The sequence below is a fragment of the Williamsia limnetica genome, from assembly GCF_003217475.1.
Classification (GTDB): Bacteria; Actinomycetota; Actinomycetes; order Mycobacteriales; family Mycobacteriaceae; genus Williamsia; species Williamsia limnetica.
The window spans coordinates 76,687-94,630 of sequence record NZ_QJSP01000015.1 but is presented as its reverse complement, the minus strand read 5'-3'; the positions used below and the strand labels follow the sequence as shown (position 1 = coordinate 94,630).

Annotated in this window: 19 protein-coding genes and 1 pseudogene; 4 read left to right on the top strand and 16 right to left on the bottom strand. The window is 66.8% G+C overall.

Annotated elements, in window-relative coordinates; genetic code table 11:
* Window positions 1–83 precede the first annotated feature (83 nt).
* The 4 genes from DFR67_RS22900 to DFR67_RS22885 are packed head-to-tail and all read right to left on the bottom strand — an operon-like array spanning window position 84 to window position 3,190.
* A complete protein-coding gene (locus DFR67_RS22900) occupies window positions 84–623 on the bottom strand; it encodes an LOG family protein (RefSeq protein WP_110471791.1) in 540 nt (179 codons plus the stop codon).
* Complete coding sequence (locus DFR67_RS22895; RefSeq protein WP_110471790.1) at window positions 620–1,375, bottom strand: LOG family protein; 756 nt, start codon at window positions 1,373–1,375, stop codon at window positions 620–622. Before DFR67_RS22895 ends, DFR67_RS22900 begins: the two co-directional genes overlap by 4 nt.
* A gap of 25 nt (window positions 1,376–1,400) precedes the next feature.
* A complete protein-coding gene (gene dapE / locus DFR67_RS22890) occupies window positions 1,401–2,498 on the bottom strand; it encodes a succinyl-diaminopimelate desuccinylase (protein ID WP_110471828.1) in 1,098 nt (365 codons plus the stop codon).
* Between the two features lie 47 nt (window positions 2,499–2,545).
* Window positions 2,546–3,190, bottom strand: a complete 645-nt coding sequence (locus DFR67_RS22885; protein ID WP_110471789.1) for a maleylpyruvate isomerase family mycothiol-dependent enzyme — start codon at window positions 3,188–3,190, stop codon at window positions 2,546–2,548.
* 125 nt (window positions 3,191–3,315) lie between these two features.
* Between DFR67_RS22885 and DFR67_RS22880 the strand changes: the two genes are divergently transcribed.
* Window positions 3,316–3,732, top strand: a complete 417-nt coding sequence (locus tag DFR67_RS22880) for a VOC family protein (RefSeq protein ID WP_110471788.1) — start codon at window positions 3,316–3,318, stop codon at window positions 3,730–3,732.
* Between the two features lie 37 nt (window positions 3,733–3,769).
* Here DFR67_RS22880 and DFR67_RS22875 read toward each other — a convergent pair whose 3' ends face one another.
* Window positions 3,770–4,483, bottom strand: a complete 714-nt coding sequence (locus DFR67_RS22875; RefSeq protein ID WP_158540013.1) for a helix-turn-helix domain-containing protein — start codon at window positions 4,481–4,483, stop codon at window positions 3,770–3,772.
* Window positions 4,484–4,530: 47 nt separating this feature from the next.
* Here DFR67_RS22875 and dapD point away from each other — a divergent pair, with 47 nt between their 5' ends.
* The gene (gene dapD / locus DFR67_RS22870; protein WP_110471787.1) at window positions 4,531–5,481 is read left to right on the top strand and encodes a 2,3,4,5-tetrahydropyridine-2,6-dicarboxylate N-succinyltransferase; all 951 of its coding nucleotides are present in this window, start codon (window positions 4,531–4,533) and stop codon (window positions 5,479–5,481) included.
* Window positions 5,482–5,574: 93 nt separating this feature from the next.
* On the opposite strand, the gene DFR67_RS30960 is transcribed toward dapD, so the two are convergent.
* From DFR67_RS30960 to fdxA, 5 genes are all read right to left on the bottom strand, one after another.
* Window positions 5,575–5,802, bottom strand: coding sequence for a hypothetical protein (locus DFR67_RS30960; RefSeq protein ID WP_146240508.1), 228 nt, complete (start codon window positions 5,800–5,802; stop codon window positions 5,575–5,577).
* A 251-nt stretch (window positions 5,803–6,053) separates the two neighbouring features.
* Window positions 6,054–6,527 carry an SCO6045 C-terminal-like domain-containing protein gene (locus DFR67_RS22855; RefSeq protein ID WP_110471785.1) on the bottom strand — a complete coding sequence of 158 codons (474 nt, stop codon included), beginning with the start codon at window positions 6,525–6,527 and terminating at the stop codon, window positions 6,054–6,056.
* On the bottom strand, window positions 6,505–7,407 hold the full coding sequence (locus DFR67_RS22850) for an MbnB/TglH/ChrH family RiPP precursor modification enzyme (RefSeq protein ID WP_110471784.1): 903 nt from the start codon (window positions 7,405–7,407) through the stop codon (window positions 6,505–6,507). The genes DFR67_RS22855 and DFR67_RS22850 overlap by 23 nt, the downstream gene beginning before the upstream one ends.
* A 170-nt stretch (window positions 7,408–7,577) precedes the next feature.
* A complete protein-coding gene (gene dapC / locus DFR67_RS22845; protein WP_110471783.1) occupies window positions 7,578–8,693 on the bottom strand; it encodes a succinyldiaminopimelate transaminase in 1,116 nt (371 codons plus the stop codon).
* Window positions 8,694–8,701: 8 nt separating this feature from the next.
* The gene (gene fdxA, locus DFR67_RS22840) at window positions 8,702–9,028 is read right to left on the bottom strand and encodes a ferredoxin (RefSeq protein WP_084892184.1); all 327 of its coding nucleotides are present in this window, start codon (window positions 9,026–9,028) and stop codon (window positions 8,702–8,704) included.
* 369 nt (window positions 9,029–9,397) lie between these two features.
* Between fdxA and DFR67_RS22835 the strand changes: the two genes are divergently transcribed.
* Entirely contained in the window at window positions 9,398–9,973 is a 576-nt protein-coding gene (locus tag DFR67_RS22835) for a cysteine dioxygenase (RefSeq protein ID WP_245938103.1), read from the top strand.
* A 46-nt stretch (window positions 9,974–10,019) separates the two neighbouring features.
* Complete coding sequence (locus DFR67_RS22830; protein WP_110471782.1) at window positions 10,020–10,400, top strand: rhodanese-like domain-containing protein; 381 nt, start codon at window positions 10,020–10,022, stop codon at window positions 10,398–10,400.
* A gap of 28 nt (window positions 10,401–10,428) precedes the next feature.
* Here DFR67_RS22830 and DFR67_RS22825 read toward each other — a convergent pair whose 3' ends face one another.
* The 6 genes and pseudogenes from DFR67_RS22825 to typA all read right to left on the bottom strand — a co-directional run bounded on the left by DFR67_RS22825 (window position 10,429) and on the right by typA (window position 17,827).
* Window positions 10,429–11,184 carry a hypothetical protein gene (locus DFR67_RS22825; protein WP_110471781.1) on the bottom strand — a complete coding sequence of 252 codons (756 nt, stop codon included), beginning with the start codon at window positions 11,182–11,184 and terminating at the stop codon, window positions 10,429–10,431.
* Between the two features lie 38 nt (window positions 11,185–11,222).
* Window positions 11,223–12,539: pseudogene (gene cofG, locus DFR67_RS22820) on the bottom strand (7,8-didemethyl-8-hydroxy-5-deazariboflavin synthase CofG); the annotation flags it as partial.
* A gap of 25 nt (window positions 12,540–12,564) precedes the next feature.
* Window positions 12,565–12,963 carry a facilitated glucose transporter gene (locus tag DFR67_RS22815; protein WP_110471779.1) on the bottom strand — a complete coding sequence of 133 codons (399 nt, stop codon included), beginning with the start codon at window positions 12,961–12,963 and terminating at the stop codon, window positions 12,565–12,567.
* Complete coding sequence (mshB, locus tag DFR67_RS22810) at window positions 12,963–13,835, bottom strand: N-acetyl-1-D-myo-inositol-2-amino-2-deoxy-alpha-D-glucopyranoside deacetylase (protein ID WP_110471778.1); 873 nt, start codon at window positions 13,833–13,835, stop codon at window positions 12,963–12,965. The genes DFR67_RS22815 and mshB overlap by 1 nt, the downstream gene beginning before the upstream one ends.
* Window positions 13,836–13,849: 14 nt before the next feature.
* Window positions 13,850–15,826: an ABC transporter family substrate-binding protein gene (locus DFR67_RS22805; RefSeq protein ID WP_110471777.1), complete on the bottom strand. Its 1,977-nt coding sequence runs from the start codon at window positions 15,824–15,826 to the stop codon at window positions 13,850–13,852.
* Window positions 15,827–15,916: 90 nt separating this feature from the next.
* Entirely contained in the window at window positions 15,917–17,827 is a 1,911-nt protein-coding gene (gene typA / locus DFR67_RS22800; protein WP_110471776.1) for a translational GTPase TypA, read from the bottom strand.
* Window positions 17,828–17,944 lie beyond the last annotated feature (117 nt).

Below are 17,944 nucleotides of genomic sequence, written 5' to 3'. Positions count from 1 at the left end.
GAGTTGTGCCACGGTTGAATTTAGTCGAACTCCGCCCCGGTCAACCTCCCCCGTCGCGGTCGCGTAGAAGAGGTTACCGACATTCACAGATAAATACCGCACCCTGCCAAAGCTTCGGGTACCGTCCGCGTCACGAGCAAGCGGTCCAGCGCCGATCGCGACACGAACCCGGTACCCGCAAGCGTGTCCAGCCACTGCAACAGCGGCTTGTAGTGGCCGTCCGGATCGAGCAGCACCACCGGCTTGTCGTGCATTCCCAGATACCCGGCGGTCCAGGTCTCGAACAGTTCTTCCAGGGTGCCGATACCGCCCGGCAGCGTGATGAAGGCATCCGCGCGGTCGTCCATCTGCTGTTTGCGTTCACGCATGGTGTCGGTGACGACCAACTGGTCCGCATCGACGTCGGCAACTTCTCTGTGTACCAAGGCTTTCGGAATGATTCCGACTGTTTGCCCGCCGGCCTTTCTGGTCGCCACCGCGATGGCGCCCATCATCGAGACGTTTCCCCCACCGGAGACCAGGGAGTGGCCCGCGGCCCCGATGGCGGTGCCGAGCTCGGTGGCCAGGGCCAGGTGGCGATCGGCGACGGGGCCGGACGCGCAGTAGACGCAGATGGCGCTCATCGGTGGTCCTCTCCGCCCTGGCGCTGACGCGACTGTCCGATGATCGCGACCGCGTCGGCGACGGAATCGGTCACCTGCAGCAGGTCGACGTCGGCAGGTGAGACGAAGCCCTGCTCGACAAGGGTCCCGCGGACCCAATCCAGCAGTGGCCCCCAGAACTCCGTGCCCAACAGCACGATCGGGAACTGGGTCACCTTCCGGGTTTGCACCAGCGTCAATGCCTCGAACAACTCGTCGAGCGTGCCGAATCCGCCCGGTAGGCAGACAAAGGCCTGCGCGTACTTCACGAACATCGTCTTGCGCACGAAGAAATAGCGGAAGTTGATGCCGAGATCAACCCACTGGTTCAGGTTCTGTTCGAACGGCAGCTCGATGCCGAGGCCGATGGAGTATCCGCCCGCCTCGCAGGCACCCCGATTGACCGCCTCCATCAGACCCGGTCCTCCGCCGGTCATCACCGGGTAGCCGGCGCCCGCGAGCGCACCGCCGAGTTCCCGGCCGAGGTCGTAGTACGGGGTGTCCGGCGCGATACGCGCCGACCCGAAGACGGTGACAGCGCCCGAGACCGTGGCCAGGTTGTCGAATCCCTCGACGAACTCCGATTGGATGCGCAGCACCCGCCAGGGGTCGCGGGCCGAGTCGGCCGACCGCAGCAAACGCTGATCGGTGGTCTGCGTCGGTGTGTCCTGGTCTTCGCGGATCCGGGCTGCCCCGCGGTAGCTGAGTCTGGTGTCGCGGTCGAGTGGTGGCATGCCACGACGCTAGCCGAGCGGGACGCTAGCTGAGCAGATAGCGCCGCAGGATGTCGGTCACCTCGGTGATCTGGGAGGTGGGTACCCGCTCGTCACGTTTGTGCGCGAGATTGGGGTCGCCGGGACCGAGGTTGACCGCCGGGATACCGAGGGCCGAGAACCGGGAGACGTCCGTCCAGCCGAACTTGGCCCTGAACTTGCCGCCGGCCGCGGCGACCAGCGCGGCGGCCGCCGGGTCTGACAATCCGGGTAGCGCCCCGCCTGCCGCGTCCGTGATCTCGAAGGTGACCGCGCCCGAATCGATTGCCGCGGCGAAGACCTCACGAACGTGATCGGTGGCCTGCTCGACGGAGCGGTCCGGGGCGAACCGGAAGTTCACGTCGACGCTCGCCACGTCGGGCACGACGTTCCCGGCCACCCCGCCGTCGATGCGTACCGCCGAGAGGCCTTCGCGGTATTCACAACCGTCGATGTCCACCCGTCGCGGGGTGTAGTCGGACAGGGTCTGCAACACCGACCCGAGTTTGTGGATGGCGTTGTCGCCTTTCCACGAGCGAGCCGAATGGGATCGCACACCCGACGCCGAAAGCCTCGCCCGCAGCGTGCCCTGGCATCCGGCCTCGATCTGGCCCGCTGTCGGTTCGCCGAGGATGGCGACATCAGCGCGCAACCATTCGGGTAGCTCCCGCTCGATGAAACCCAGACCGTTGTACCGGGCGGCGATCTCTTCGCAGTCGTAGAAGATCAGCGTCAGATCACACACGGGTTCTTCGAGGGTCGCCGCGAGATGCAAGAACACCGCGTCGCCGGACTTCATGTCCACCGTGCCGCATCCGTGCAACACGTCGCCTTCGGAGCTGTCCTGCTCTCGTCGGCTTGGCACGTTGTCGGCGATCGGCACGGTGTCCAGGTGTCCGGCCAGCATCACCCGCCGACCTTTTCCGAAGTTGGTGCGGGCCAGCACGCGGTTGCCGTGGCGGACGACCTCGAATCCGGTCGTCTGCTCGCGGAGCGCGGCTTCGACGGCGTCCGCGATGAGGGATTCGTCATGGCTCTCGCTGGGGATGTCGACCAACGCCGCCGTCAGGTCGATCGGGTCGGCGTGCAGGTCCAGTGCGGGGATGCTCACAGTGTTCACCGTAGCGTTTGGGCTTTCCGGCCGAGTCGGACTCAACGGGACTTCCGCTCGGCCAGGAGTTCGGCGCCGGCACCGGTCGTGTCCATCAGCGCAACACGTCGTCCGGTGAGTACGAGCATCAGGGCTGCCGCCGGCCCTTCGACGATCGGGCCGGTGCCATGACCCCAATCGAGATCTGTTGCCTGCCAACGCAGGTTCTCGGTCTGCGCGGAGAACATCGACGCGCTGGACGAGCCGACGAGAAAGTCGAGCACAGCCCGCCGGCGCTGTTCGGGGATGGCGTAGTCGATCTGTAATGGGCGCCTGATGTCCTGGCCGTGGACGAGGACATCGGTCAGCGGCGCCAACGGGCCATGGCCGGGCGGGGTGAACGTGCTGTCTGCGTGCTCGACCAGCATCTCGGGCAATCGGTGGCCGTGCCGGAGGCAGGTGCGACGCGTGAGCCGCACGTTTGCGCTGTCGAAGTCACCGCGGGATCGCACCATCGCCAGGCCGAACGTCCAGAGCGGCGTCACCAAGGGCATCACGAGGTGCGCCGCGACATCGCGGACCGTCCAGGCATCACACAGCGACTGTGCCTCCCACTGTTCGGGGGTCAACGTCGCAAGGGTGCCGGCCAGCGTGCGGCGTTCGTCGGCGATCTCGGCGAACCATGAGCTGTCTGATCCGGTGTTCACACGGGGCTCCTACGAGGCTGATCGGGAGGGTTCGGACGTAACCATTCGACAACGCCGCCGTCGGCCCTGCAACGTGTCCGAAATGTTCATGCCGCGCCACCGCCCTCGCCGATAACGTCGACGCCATGACACCCCCAATATCGCGGTCATCTCCGACGCCATCCCTCAACGCCATCTCCATCATCGTCGACGACATGACCGAGACGCTGACGTTCTACCGCGCCTGCGGTCTCGAGTTTCCCGAGGACGCGGGAGCCCCCCACGCGGAAACCACTGCGGCGGGCGGATTCCGGATCCTGTTCGACACCGCTGCGAGCGTCGCGACCTTCGATCCGGACTGGCGTCCCGCAACCGGTGGCCAGCGGATCTCGCTCGCATTCGAGTGCGCTGCTCCCGCCGAGGTCGACGCCCGTTACCAAGCGCTGACGGCCGCCGGTCACGTCGGGCACCTCACCCCGTTCGACGCGGTCTGGGGTCAGCGGTACGCCACGGTCAGCGACCCCAACGGCAACACCGTCGACTTCTACGCCGCGCTCCCCTGACCCGATAATGGGTCGTTCTGGCGAAGAAAAGCCCTGGTCAGCTTCGCCAGAACAACCCATCATCGGCGGGCGGGATGAAATCGGCGGGCGAGCGGCCCGTCACGGCCCGGAAGTCGCGAAACATGTGAGCGTAATCGGAGTACCCGCAGTCGTGGGCGGTGTCGACGGCCGTACGGCCCGCGCGCAGACCGGTCATCGCCGCGTTCACCCGGAGGATCCGCTGCAGCGTCTTGGGGCCGTATCCGTAGTGATGGCGCGACCAGCGCTGTAGCTGCCGCGAACTGGCATTGATCTGGTCCGCGACGCTTGCAACCGGATGACCCGCCGACAGCAAGGCCGTGGCCGGATGCAGCCACCGAGGAGGCGGGCGCCGGTCCAGCTGGGTCGTCGCGAACTGCTCCAGGACTAATTCGGGCTCGCCGGCCGCCATCTCCTCGGACAGCTTCCGCGCCCGGCACGACCCTGCGATGTCGGCGAAGTCGATCCGGCCGTTGACCACCTCGTCGGCCGCGACCCCGAGCACCGACGGAGCCACGCCGGGATCGAACCGCAGCGCCACCATGTCCGCGCCTCCGCTGACCTCGACCGGACCGGTGTCCGGGCCGGCCACGAGCAAGCCGGTGCCGGTCCAGATGAGGTCCATGCAACCGTCCGGTAGCACCTGCGCCGAACCTCTCTGCCCACCGCGACGCCAGAGCGTTGCGGGCACCGACCCGGAGCGACGCTTCTTGTAGGTCGAGGCGAAGGACATGCGCTCCATTGTTCCGCCCCCGATCACCCCGCGTAAACTCCTGACCCGTGACCAACGCATCTGGAGCCTCCGCAATCGGCATCGCCACCATCACCGACTCGGGCGCAGTGCTCGACACCTGGTACCCCGCCCCCGAACTGACCGAGGCGGGCGAATCGGGAACCACCGAACTCGACGCTGCCGACACCCCCGAAGAACTGTCGTCGCTGGTGGGAACGGATGCAGACCGCGGCGTCAGGACCGTGGCCGTGCGCACCTCGATCGTGCTCGCCGACGCCCCCACCGATGCCCACGACGCCTACCTGCGTCTGCACCTGCTCTCGCATCGCCTGGTCATCCCACACGGCGCGAACATGGACGGTGTCTTCGGGAAGCTCTCCAACGTGGTCTGGACCAATTTCGGCCCATGCGCGGTCGACGGTTTCGAGCTGACCCGCGCCAAGCTCAAGAGCCGCGGCGCGGTCACCGTCTACGGTATCGACAAGTTCCCTCGAATGGTGGATTACGTTGTGCCGAGCGGGGTCCGGATCGCTGACGCCGGGCGCGTCCGCCTCGGTGCGCACCTCGCCGACGGCACCACCGTCATGCACGAGGGTTTCGTGAACTTCAACGCGGGCACGCTGGGCCAGTCGATGATCGAAGGTCGCATCTCGGCGGGCGTCATCGTCGGGGACGGCTCCGATGTCGGCGGCGGCGCGTCCACCATGGGGACGTTGTCCGGCGGCGGTAAGGAGATCATCTCTCTGGGCAAGCGCTGCCTGCTCGGCGCCAACTCCGGCTGCGGCATCGCGCTCGGCGACGACTGCGTCATCGAGGCCGGGCTCTACGTCACCGCGGGGACCAAGGTCACCGGACCGGACGGCACCGTCGTCAAGGCCCGCGAACTCTCCGGTAAGAGCAACATCCTGTTCCGTCGCAACAGCACCACCGGTGCGGTCGAGGTCGTGCCGTGGAAGGGCGACGGCATCGAGCTGAACGCCGTGCTGCACGCGAACTGATCGAACGCCGGCGCACACCGCCACAGAAAATACGCACCGCCCACCGGTTGTCACCGGTGGGCGGTGCGTATTCAGGTGCGAGGTGGTTTCCTGTCAGTCCCCGCCGCCGCCTCCGCCGCAGCCCGATCCACACGAGGACGAGCTGCACGACGAATCGGAGCTGCACGAGCTGCCGGACCAGCCGTCCGAGTGCCCACCCGAGCTACCGGAATCATTTCGGTACCGGTCGGCCGCCCTGGACGACCTCGACCCCACGATCGCGATCAGGCCGAGGACGGCCCCACCCGCCAGACATGCCATCACCACCACGAGAACTGTCATCGCGCTGCCTCCCTATCCGCCGCTGCTTCCGCAGCCGCCACCGCCACCTCCACCGGATGATCCACCTCCGCAGCTACTCCCACACGAGCTACCGCACGATCCACTGCTGTCACCACCACCGCTGCCGTCCCCGATCCAGCCGCCTGGACGCCGGCGGCGACCTTTGTCGGGTCCGGCGTCGTCGTGAAATGCCCTTGCCAAAAAGAGCACCGAAACGCTGACCACTCCGACGATCACAATCACCACAACGGTCATGACAACCCCTCCTCATCACCTTCTCGTACCTGCGAAACAGCTAGATGCCATGTGCGCGAACCGATACCGATGACCCACTCACGTCGTCCGCGGTAGCGCACCCACGCCGACCGTCGAGCACCGGAATACACCTGTTCGACGTCGAGCCAGCCCCGGGCGACCGGATCGAGATCGGGGCGACCTCCCAGCCACCGCGTGAACTGCGCGACATCGTCGTGCGCGCACCCGCTGACCGCGACCTCACGTCCGTACTCGGCGAACCGGCGTCGCCACTGCGGCAGGGCGCCGAGTTGCGGGCCTGCTCGCAGGGCCGCCGATGCGCGTTTGCCGATGAGGATGTCGCTGGTGAGAGCTGAGCCCACCGGATCGAACCCTGTCGGCACGCGACCTGCCAGCAGGTCCGTGACCACCGCGTGCTGCCGTGCCGACAGTGCCGCCCGGGCGTAGTCAAGTGCTGGGTTCGAGGTCACGCGACTTCTCCTCCCGAGTGGAATGTGCCGAACTGATGATTCGATCGATGGTGGTCAGATCGGCCAGCACCGCAGCGGCAGTGACGTCACTGTCACGCTCGAGCATGATGCCGGGCGGGGTCTGGGAACCCTGGCGGCACTGTGCGACGAACGCCGCGAGCATCGAACCGACATCGTCGACCATCGGATCACCGTGCGTGTCGATGTACATGCCCTCCCGGAACCGCCCACCGGCGATATGGACGTATGCGATGTGCGCCAACGGGAAACGGTGCAGGTCCTTGATGGGGTCATCACCTCGAGCAGTGGCACTGGCGTAGAGATTGGCCACGTCGAGGACAAGTCGCACACCGGTGCGGCGGACGATCTCGGCCAGATAGGCGGGTTCGTCGAACTCGTCGTCGGGCCAGCCGATCAGGGCCGCGATGTTCTCGAGTGCGAGAGGCGTACCCAGCGCATCCTGCGCGCGGGAGATGTTGTCGCACAGAATGTCCAAGGCCTGGCGGGTTCGCGGTGGTGGCAGCAGGTGCCCGGCCTCCAGCACATCTGGGTGTGCGGGATCCGGCGATTCGGCTGCCCGGACAAAGGCGATGTGCTCACTCACCAGAGGCGATTCGAGTTCGTTTGCGAGTGCCGCGAGATGCGCGAGCCGCTCCGGGTTCGGCAGGTCCGCTCCGGCGAGCCCGAGTCCGACCCCGTGCGGGATCACCACCACGCCCCGCGACCTGAGCTCTTGGACGCCGATCGGCAGACGGCCGGGCGTCATGTTCTCGGCGACGACCTCGGTGAAGGTCAAGGAGCCGTGGTCGGCGAGTTCGACGAGAGTGTCCGAAATTGCCGGCCGCCAGGCGATGGACGAACCCGATACAGGTGACCTCATCTACGCGTCCTTTCACTCGCTTACGAGTGGACGCCGTTGGCCACTTTCGAATCCGTTGTCCGAGTGGCGGATTCGCAGTCAGTTCTGTTGCTTGTCCACAGTTTCACCGAAATACCGGCTCCTGGGGTAACGGACTGGTCTCAGATTGGACACAGCTACGACGGCGCAGGTCAGGAGGCCAGACGGCTGGCTGCTTGCGCGATTCTCTCGTCGGTGGCCGTCAAGGCCATCCGCACGTGCCGGACGCCACGAGGTCCATAGAAGTCGCCGGGGGCGGCGAGAATTCCACGCTCTGCCAGCCAGGCGACGGTGTCGCGGCACGGCTCGTCGCGCGTGACCCACAGATACAGTCCGGCGGCCGAGTCATCGATCCGGAAACCGGCGCTGATCACGGCGTTCCGCAGGGTCTCGCGGCGCCGCCGGTAGCGTTCGCGCTGGGTGGCCGCATGGCCGTCGTCACCGAGAGCCGCCGTCATCGCTGCCTGGATCGGGAAGGGGACGATCATGCCGGCGTGCTTGCGTACGGCCAGCAGTTCACCGATGAGCCCGGGATCACCGGCGAGGAACCCGGCCCGGTAGCTCGCGAGATTCGACGTCTTCGACAACGAATGAACCGCCAGCAGGCCGGTGTTGTCTCCGTCGGTCACCCGCGTATCGAGAATCGAGACCGGCTCGTCGTCCCAGGCCAGGCCCAGGTAGCACTCGTCCGACACCACTACCGTGCCGCGTTCGCGAGCCCAGGAGACGACCTTGCGCAGGTGCTGCACGGGCAGCACCTTGCCGGTTGGGTTCGAGGGAGAGTTGAGGTAGATCATGGCGGGCGTCGCGGGACCGAGCTGGGTCAGCGAATCGGCTCGCACCACCTCCGCGCCCGCCAGCAGGGCCCCGACCTCATATGTCGGATAAGCGACCTCGGGTATCACGACCTGGTCACCCACGCCGAGCCCGAGGGTCGACGGCAATGCGGCGATGGCCTCCTTCGTGCCGATCACCGGAAGGATCATCGAGAGGTCCAGACCATCGATCCCGAACCTGCGCTGCAACGCATCGATCGCCGCCCTGCGCACCTCGGGGGTACCGATCGTCGTGGGGTATCCGGGGAAATCGGAGGCAGCAGCCAGCGCGTCGCGGATCAACGGATCAACAGGATCCACCGGCGTACCGACCGAGAGGTCCACGATTCCGTCCGGATGAGCGGACGCGCGCTCCTTCGCGTCGAGCAACGTGTCCCAGGGAAAATCCGGGAGCCGCCTCGACACCGGCGCGCGACCGCGCAACACAGACATCGGCGTCGTCAGTCCTCTGTGTTCATCGGCGGCAGCGCCTTCACGAACGGCGAGTCGTAGTCGACCTTGCCGAGTTTGCTGGCTCCACCCGGCGACCCGAGGTCGTCGAAGAAGTCGACGTTCGCGTTGTAATAGCCTGCCCACTCGTCGGGCACATCGTCCTCGTAGAAGATGGCCTCGACCGGGCACACCGGTTCGCACGCACCGCAGTCGACACACTCGTCGGGATGGATGTAGAGCATCCGCCCACCCTCGTAGATGCAGTCGACTGGGCACTCCTCGACACATGCCTTGTCCAGGACATCAACGCAAGGTTCAGCGATGATATAGGTCACCGGCCACCCTCCTCACAATCACAGTTCGCTCACGCGTGGGCTGCACGCGCTCGAAAGCGGGCATGCCTTGTGGATTGAAGGTCGCCCAGCCTGCCCGCTCGTTGCCTCCCAGTATCCGCGTACTGGATTCCAAGTCAAAACCCGGGTCACCTGGGCTCTGCGGCGCCTGTCCAGGTCAACGCGGGGCGATGCCGACGCGCGCGCCTGACCACGGCTTTCAAATCAGACCGGTCCTAAACCTGTGCGCAACGCCTCAGCGGCGGCAGGATCTGTTCCGTGACCGTGCGACCGACCCCCCTGTGGAACCGAATGTGTTGTTGCTGACCTCTGGCCACCCAACACCTTTCGACTCTCAAGGAGCATCCGCACATGACCTCGACTCTTTCGCGGCCCGTCGCCGTCGGCGCGCCGACTCAGCACCAGCCGCGCCGCACCCTGTCCCCCACCCACCACCTGCCCACGCGGCTGCGTCCCGCGGACCTGCTTCGGCTGACAGATCAGGGCGCCTCGGACGTCCTCGACGGTCGTCACGACGACCTGCTGCCCAGATACTGGGACCGCGAGCAACGCTGGGCGACCCGGCTCCACTACGACGATGATGTCGACGTCTGGCTGATCAGCTGGACTCCCGACGAGTCCACGGATCTGCACGACCATGCGGGATCACTCGGTGCGCTGACCGTGCTGTCGGGCGCACTGACCGAGTATCGCTGGACCGGGAGTCAATTGCGGGCGCGCACTCTCGAGGAAGGCGATCAGGCCTCGTTCCCGCTCGGCTGGGTACACGACGTCGTCCGCAGCCCGAGTCGCGTCGTGACGAGCGAACCGACCCTGAGCGTCCATGCCTACTCACCGCCGTTGACCGCAATGTCCTACTACGAGGTCACCGACAGCCAGTCGCTCAAGCGCACCAAGACAGTGCTCACCGACGGTGGTGCGGCATGAGTTCGGGACGTCGGACCAAGACAGTGCTCACCGACGGTGATGCGGCATGAGCCGGCGACCCAAGACCATCGACGAGGTTCTCCTCGAGGCCCGCGCCGGACTCGACCGACTTGCGGCACAGGATCTTCCGGCTGCACTGGCCGAGGGGGGCGTACTCGTCGACATTCGCCCTGCCGCCCAGCGCGCGGAGGAGGGTGAGCACCCGGCCGCGCTGGTGATCGAGCGCAACGTCCTCGAGTGGCGCGCCGATCCGACGTCGGATGCCAGGATCCCCGAGGCCGTCGACCACGACGTCGCGTGGATCATCCTGTGCTCGCAGGGTTACACCTCGAGCCTGGCCGCTGCAGCGCTGCACGAGATCGGACTACACCGCGCCACCGATGTCATCGGCGGATATGAGGCGCTGGCTCAGGCGGGCCTCGTCTGACCCTCTGTGGCCGACAAGCTCGCTCTGCTCAGCGAATGTTCTTCACCGCGTTGTCGGCAGCGCGACGTAATGCGCCGGTCTCCCCGATGTAATCGGCAGCCGCACCGACGACCGGTAGCGCGCCGAGCAATCGCCAGGGTTGCCGCGAGGACGGGCGCCGGGCCAGTTCGGAGAGGATGGACCGCGATTTCCCTATCCCGTTCCACGCCCCGCGTGCGAGGTCATTCGACACGGATGCGTGTGTGTGCGCATCGGTGGTACTGAGCACGGCTTTCGAGTCGAGATTCCGGTTGAGCAGTACGCGCGCGAGCAGATCCACGTGGCGATGGCGATCGTCGACGCCGTATGCGCGGGCGACCGCGCACAGGAGCACCGCCTGCTGGGCAAAGCCGATGACGGTCTGCAACGGGAGACGATCGGCGATGATGCCGAAGACGCCCGGGTACGCCACGGCCACAGTGCTGATCGGGCCAACCCTCTTGATCCACCAGTCCCGACGTTCTTCCGCGGTCCAGCTCGCCCACCTGGCGGTTCCGGGCAGACCCGCGTTGTCGGACGCCCAGACCAGCGAATCATCGATGGCACCGATGACCTTGGTGATGAGCGCCTCGGACGACATCGCCTGGTTCGCCTGCCGTTCGACTGTGCTGAAGGTGCGCCGTTTGATGCCCAGTGGGTCGAGGTGCTCGACCGCGGCGAGCGCCGGGTCGATGACACCGGTGAGGGTGTAGAGCAGCTTGGCGACATCGCGGTCGGCCAGAGCCTGGACGGGTGGCAGCAGCATCAACGGACCTGTGTCGTGCCGGTGAGCGTCGCGGCAGGTTCTGCGTTGTCATGCCACGGCATTCCGACCGGGTGGACCTCCACGGCCAGCCCGGTTTCGGGGTCGGCCAGAGCACGGACGTGCGCGCTGATCCGGTCATCGATCCACGGCTCGCCGGTCAACACGTATCTCGGTTGCGCCGCAACACGCTCGGTGAGCACGTAGCCGGTGCCTGCGGTGATCTCGGCAAGCGCATCGAGGTTGGGCCACGGCCTCTCGGGGTTGACGTGGTCGGGGGTCAGCGGTGATACGCCGCCCCAGTCATCCACACCGGCACCGACCAGCGCAGCGCACTCTTCCGGTGACACGAGATTCGGCGGGGCCTGGATCCGGATGTGTGGCCCGAGAACGAGTCGCGCCACCGCGACAGCGGCAAGGAACTCGTCGAACTCCGCATCGGCGGTCCCGCGCATCGCGGTGTCCGGTTTCGCCCGGAAGTTTTGCACGATGACCTCTTGCAGGTGCCCGAAGTCGTTGTGCACCTTCGCCATCTCGAACAGCGAATCGGCGCGCTCGGCCCGGTTCTCCCCGATTCCGACCAGGATGCCGGTCGTGAAAGGCACAGAGTTCTTGCCGGCGTCGATCAGCACCTGCTTGCGGATCTCGGGGTCTTTGTCCGGACTGCCGTAGTGCGCGTTGCCCTTGTCGGTGAACAATCTGCGGGCAGTGGTCTCGAGCATCATTCCCATCGACGGCGCAACGGGTTTGAGCCAGGCCATCTCGTCGCTGCTCATCACACCCGGATTGAGGTGTGGCAGCAGCCCGGTCTCTTCGAGCACGCGGATCGAGGCGGCGCGGACGTAATCGAGAGTCGAGGTGTATCCATGGTCGTCGAGCCATGCCCGCGCTTCCGGCCAACGATCTTCGGGTCGATCACCGAGCGTGAAAAGGGCCTCCTTACAGCCCATCTCGGCCCCACGGCGAGCGATGTCGAGGACCTCGTCCATCTCCAGGTACATCCCCTGGCCCGCGCGGGCCAGCTTGCCGGGGACGGTGACGAAGGTGCAGTAGTGGCAGCGGTCGCGGCACAGCCTGGTCAGCGGGATGAACACCTTGCGGGAGTAACTGATCTGTCCGGCGCGACCCTCCGCCTCCAGTCCGGCATCACGGACACGGCCCGCGTAGGTGCACAACGCGGCGAGGTCTTCGCCCCGCACACCGAGCAGGACGGTGGCGTCGTCGAGGTCGATGGACTCGCCGGCGCGCACCCGTCCGAGCGCACGCCTCACGTCGGCAGGTTCGGGTGGCTCATCGGACGGGTTCACGGCCCCGGGCATTGCCGGATCGGGCAGCAGCGTCGTCTCGGAGGTCACCATCAGATAATGCTCCCTGGTTGCCGGTTCATTCCCGGCCGCCCTTGGTCGGGCGCGCCGGAGCCGTCTCCACCGCCGGTAACAGGCCCGCATACCCGGCGAACATCGGCGCCGCGATACCCAGTCCCAGCAGCAGGAAAGAGCGCCAGTCCTGCGGGATCACCGCATCGCCGCCGGGACCGCCCGCGGCCGAGACGAAGAAGGCAACCGCGAACGCCACCAGCGCCCCGAATTTCGCAGGTCCTGCAGTCAGGGTCGCGCTGAACCACAGCAGCACATAGTTCGCGAGGCCGGCCGCCAGCGCGCTGATCGGGAAGGCCACCGAGCCGAGTGACAGTTGGAGGAACGCGACGCCGAGGATGCCGACGAGGAAACCGTCGATCCACAGGAACCCGAGCAGGATCTTCCGCATCATCTCGCTCTGCATCACAGGCCTCCGAACAGATCGGTTTCCCGCCCCGCCGGACCGAGCGGACCGGGTGTGCCGGCCACCAGCATGAAGTGCTCCTCGGCGAAGATGGGCTGGATGATGTTGTTCGACAACGCATATTCGGTGCCAGAGAGTGACACCGTGACCTGTGTGGCATGCGCGGCCAGGGCCCGGACCTTGCGGTCGTAGACCTCTCGGATGTCGACGGCGGTGGTGATCTCACCGTCGCGATGGCTGGGAAGTTCTCCGATCACCGGCATACGCCAGCCGGCGGGGACCCGGGTCTGCGCCGAAGCGAGGCCGTCGGCCAGCGCCGACTCTTCGGTGACCGTCCAGTAGTGCTTGGACACCGCCCACCCGTTCTCTGCGCCGGCAGCGATGTCGATCGCCTCACCGCAGATCGCGTGTACCTGGATGTGATCCGGATGCCCATAGCTGCCGACCGGGTCGTAACCGACCAGCACCTGAGGGCGTAGCTCGACGATGAGGTCCGCCAGCACCTGTGCGGGCGCCCCCGACCCTGCGCCGATGAACGCGCGCGGATGGTCGTTCGACGGTGCGCCGGCCATTCCCGAATCACGCCACCTGCCGGCGCCGCCGAGAAAGTGGGGTCGCAGTGGTGTCGCCGGGTGAGGACTGAGCGCCCCGAGCGCGTCGGTGAGCTCGCCTATGCGATACCCACCGAGCTGATCGGCGCCTCCGTCGGCCACCAGGCCGCCCCATTGCTCACCGATGACCTCGCCTTCCTCGCCGAGGGTGCAGGTGACGACGGTGACCTCGGCGCCGGCCGCCAGATACTTCGCGATGGTGCCGCCGGTGGTGATGGTCTCGTCGTCGGGGTGGGCATGGACGAGCAGCAAACGATTCATCTGTGGATTCGCTTTCAGTTACCGGTCTGCTGCTGCCAGGCCGCGGATCCACCGAAAATACCGGTCTGCACCGGTCCGGTCACCGCGGCGCCGGTCACCAGCGGCGAGGCGGCAGTCGTCAAGACGTCCTGGTAGATGGGCAGATAGACCGACCGCTCGTCGAGCAGTCGTTGTGCCGTTCGCAGGTTTTCGGTCGGGTCGTCCTCGGAGATCGCGCGGGTCGCGAGACCTTGCAGTTCGGCGTCGCACAGTCCGGAGACGTTGCTCGTGTACCGCGGTTCACTGCGCTCGGCGTCAGGGGCCTGCGAGCTGGGCGGCGAGGAGCTTTCACCGGTCTGTGACTCTGGTACACCGATCTGTGACTCTGGTACACCGCTCTGGGGGACCTCGGCCGTCGGAGTGACCGAGGTGCTGGGCGTCTCGGACGTTTCGGTGCTCAGGCATTCGGTGTTCGAGGCGAGCGCGGTGGCCGGTGACTCTCCTGCGCGGCTCCACCCGACGACGATGTCCACCCGGCGGCCGGTGAGCGCGGAGCTGTACAACTCGGCGGTCGACAGCGTCACGGTCTCCGCGCGGATTCCGGTTCGCCGCAGCTGATCGACGATGTTCGCCGCTGCGGCCCCGGTCCGTGGGTCTCCGGTCACCGAGGCCACCCGGACGACCAGTGCGTCGCCGTCGTCGCCCTCCTCGACCTCGCGCGTGCCTGCCGGCAGCGGGGGCACGCTGTTGCTCTCCGAGCCGCTCGCGCCCTCGTCACCGGATGGGGGCGTCTCGGTGGTCGTGGTCGTGGTCGTTGCGCCGGGGGTGCTCTGCGCAGGTGTGGGCGCGGGCTCCACCGGACCGCGCTGGTACCCGGCCGAGGTCAGCCACTGCTCGATCTGCTCCGGCGTCACCGCGGGTCGCGGCACCGGATAGTAGCCGGGGTCGGACGGCGCGTATACCGAGTTCTCGGCGGGCAGTACCTCGGTGTCGTCAGCGCCGGCGAAGGTGACGAGCCGGGTGTCTATCGAGGCCAGGACCGCCCGACGGAGATCGATATTCGACATCGCCTCCGTCCGGGTGTTGACCGTGACGCCGAGCGTGCGCGACTGCGCCACGTTGCCTGTCTGCACGCCGCCGATACTGCCGAGGTTGGCGGCGAGTGCGGGCCCACCGCTCACCGCGGCCACCCTGGTGTCGCCCGAGCGCATCGAGTCCGAGAGCTGACTGGTGGTGCCGGCGCGACGCAGGGTCATCCGGTCGAGCAGTGCCGGGGTCAGCCAGAACCTGTCGTTGCGGATGAGCCGAACCTCGTCCCGGCTGTGGTCGATACCACTGATGGTGAACGGGCCGCCCGATGCCGGGAACCCGCTGTCCATGCCGGACTGGAATCCGCCGGGGGCGCCTTTGAGGACGTGGGAGGGCAGCAGGTCATTGAAGAGCTCGCGCCATGCCGGGTAGGGCGCGGCGAACGTTGCGGTGACCTCTTTGCCGCCTGCTCCGCTGCGGACGTCGGTGATCATGCGGTAGCCGGCCGGAGCGGTGACGTTGGGCTGGCGCCCCATCTGTTGCCAGAGGTAGATGAAGTCTTCGGCCGTGATCGGCAACCCATCTGACCACTGCGCGTCTTCGTGGATGCGATAGGTGACGGTGAACGGCGCCGTGCCGGTGACGTCGGCGCTCGTCAGGAGCGCGCTGTCCATCGTCCAGACCACGCGATCGCCCTCGGTCACGGGCCGGAACGAGCTGGGCAACGTCATCGCGGCGACCGCGGTGGTGACCGCGGACTGGTCTGCCGCGAGGTGAGGGTTGAAGCCGATGCCGATCGAATCGGTCGCCACGTAGAGGACCTGCCCGGACGGCTCCGCCGGTTCGGGCGGGACGGAATTGGTCTGCTGCACGGGGGGCGGCGGATCTGCGACGCAGCCGGTGACGAAGAGCAGGCATGACAACGTCAGCGCGAAGATCCCTCGTTTGCCCAACTGCCCGTATCCCCTGTCCTGCCACCTCATCGGTTGCCGCCCCGACTCACCCGAGGGGGGCTGGCGACCTTTCTACCCGAAGGCGTCCCCGGGGCGTCGCCGCCCCGGGTCCGCCGCAGATCAGCTGACGCTCTGGTTGCGAGCCTTGGTCTTGGAGCGCTCGCGGGCGCGGGTGTTGGAGTCGAGATTGACCTTGCGCACCCGGACCACCTCAGGCGTGACCTCGACGCATTCGTCGTCGGTACAGAACTCCATGGCCGCTTCGAGTTCGAGCTTGATGGGCTTGGCGAGAGTCTCCATCACGTCGGCGGAGGACTGACGCATGTTGGTCAGCTTCTTCTCCTTGGTGACGTTGATGTCGAGGTCCTCCATGCGCGGGTTGATGCCCACGACCATGCCCTCGTACGTGTCCGCGCCGGGCTCGACGAAGAAGGTTCCACGGTCGGCGAGCTGGATCATCGCGAACGGGGTCACCGTGCCCGCGCGGTCGGAGACCAGCGAGCCGGTGTGGCGGGCGCGGATCTCGCCGGCCCACGGGGCGTAGCCGTCGAACACCGCGTTGGCGATACCGGTACCGCGGGTCTCGGTGAGGAAGTCGGTTCGGAAACCGATCAGGCCACGCGAGGGCACGATGAACTCCATCCGGACCCAGCCACTGCCGTGATTGGTCATGTCGCCCATGCGGCCCTTGCGGGCGGCCAGCAGCTGCGTGACGGCACCGAGGTACTCCTCGGGGACGTCGATCGTCAGGTGCTCGAACGGCTCGTGCAGCTTGCCGTCGACCTGCTTGGTGACCACCTGGGGCTTTCCGACGGTGAGCTCGAAGCCTTCGCGGCGCATCTGCTCGACGAGGATGGCCAGCGCGAGTTCGCCACGACCCTGAACCTCCCAGGCGTCCGGACGCCCGATGTCGAGGACGCGCAGCGAGACGTTGCCGACGAGTTCACTGTCGAGGCGGTCCTTGACCATGCGGGAGGTGAGCTTGTGACCCTTGACCCGGCCGACCAGCGGCGAGGTGTTGGTGCCGATCGTCACCGAGATGGCCGGCTCGTCGACCGTGATCCGGGGCAAGGCGATCGGATGATCGACGTCGGCGAGGGTGTCACCGATCATGATCTCCGGCATACCGGCCACGGCCACGATGTCGCCGGCGACGGCGACCTCACCGGGGGTGCGCTCGACACCGACGGTGATCAGGAGCTCGGTGATCTTGGCGCGCTCGGTGACGGGCTGGCCGTCCACCTCACGCAACCAGGCCACGGTCTGACCCTTCCTCAAGGTTCCCGCGTAGAGACGGACCAGCGCGAGGCGGCCGAGGAAGGCCGACGCGTCGAGGTTGGTGACGTGGGCCTGCAGAGGCGCATCGAGATCGCCCTTGGGGGCGGGCACATACGAGAGCAGTACGTCGAAGAGTGCGTCGAGGTTTTCGCCCTCGGGAACGTTGCCGTTCTCGGGCGCCTTCGTGCTGGCGATGCCGGCGCGACCCGAGGCGTAGAGGACGGGCAGGTCGAGGGCCAGTTCGGCGGCCTCGGCAGCTTCGTCGTCGACGTCCGACGCGAGGTCGAGCAGCAGATCGTGACTCTCCTCGACGACCTCGGCGATACGTGCGTCGGGGCGGTCGGTCTTGTTGACCAGCAGGATCACGGGCAGCGAGGCGGCAAGGGCCTTGCGCAGCACGAAACGGGTCTGCGGCAACGGTCCTTCTGAGGCGTCGACGAGGAGTACGACGCCGTCGACCATCGACAGGCCGCGCTCGACCTCACCACCGAAGTCGGCGTGGCCGGGGGTGTCGATGACGTTGATGACGACCTCGGTGCCGTCCGGCTGACGACGGTGCACAGCGGTGTTCTTGGCGAGGATCGTGATGCCTTTTTCCCGCTCGAGGTCACCGGAGTCCATGACGCGGTCGACGAGTTCGGCGCGTTCCTCGAAAACGCCCGATTGCCGCAGCATCGCATCAACCAGGGTGGTTTTCCCGTGGTCGACGTGCGCAACGATCGCGACGTTGCGGAAATTGGGGGCAGCAGTCACTGAAGTTCTCCGGACGTGAAGTGGGCATGTCAAAACTGTCGAGCAAGTTGCTCAGACCTCTAACAGGGTATCGCGTCGGCAGGCCCCGTCGAGAAGCGGCGCTGGACCACATCGATC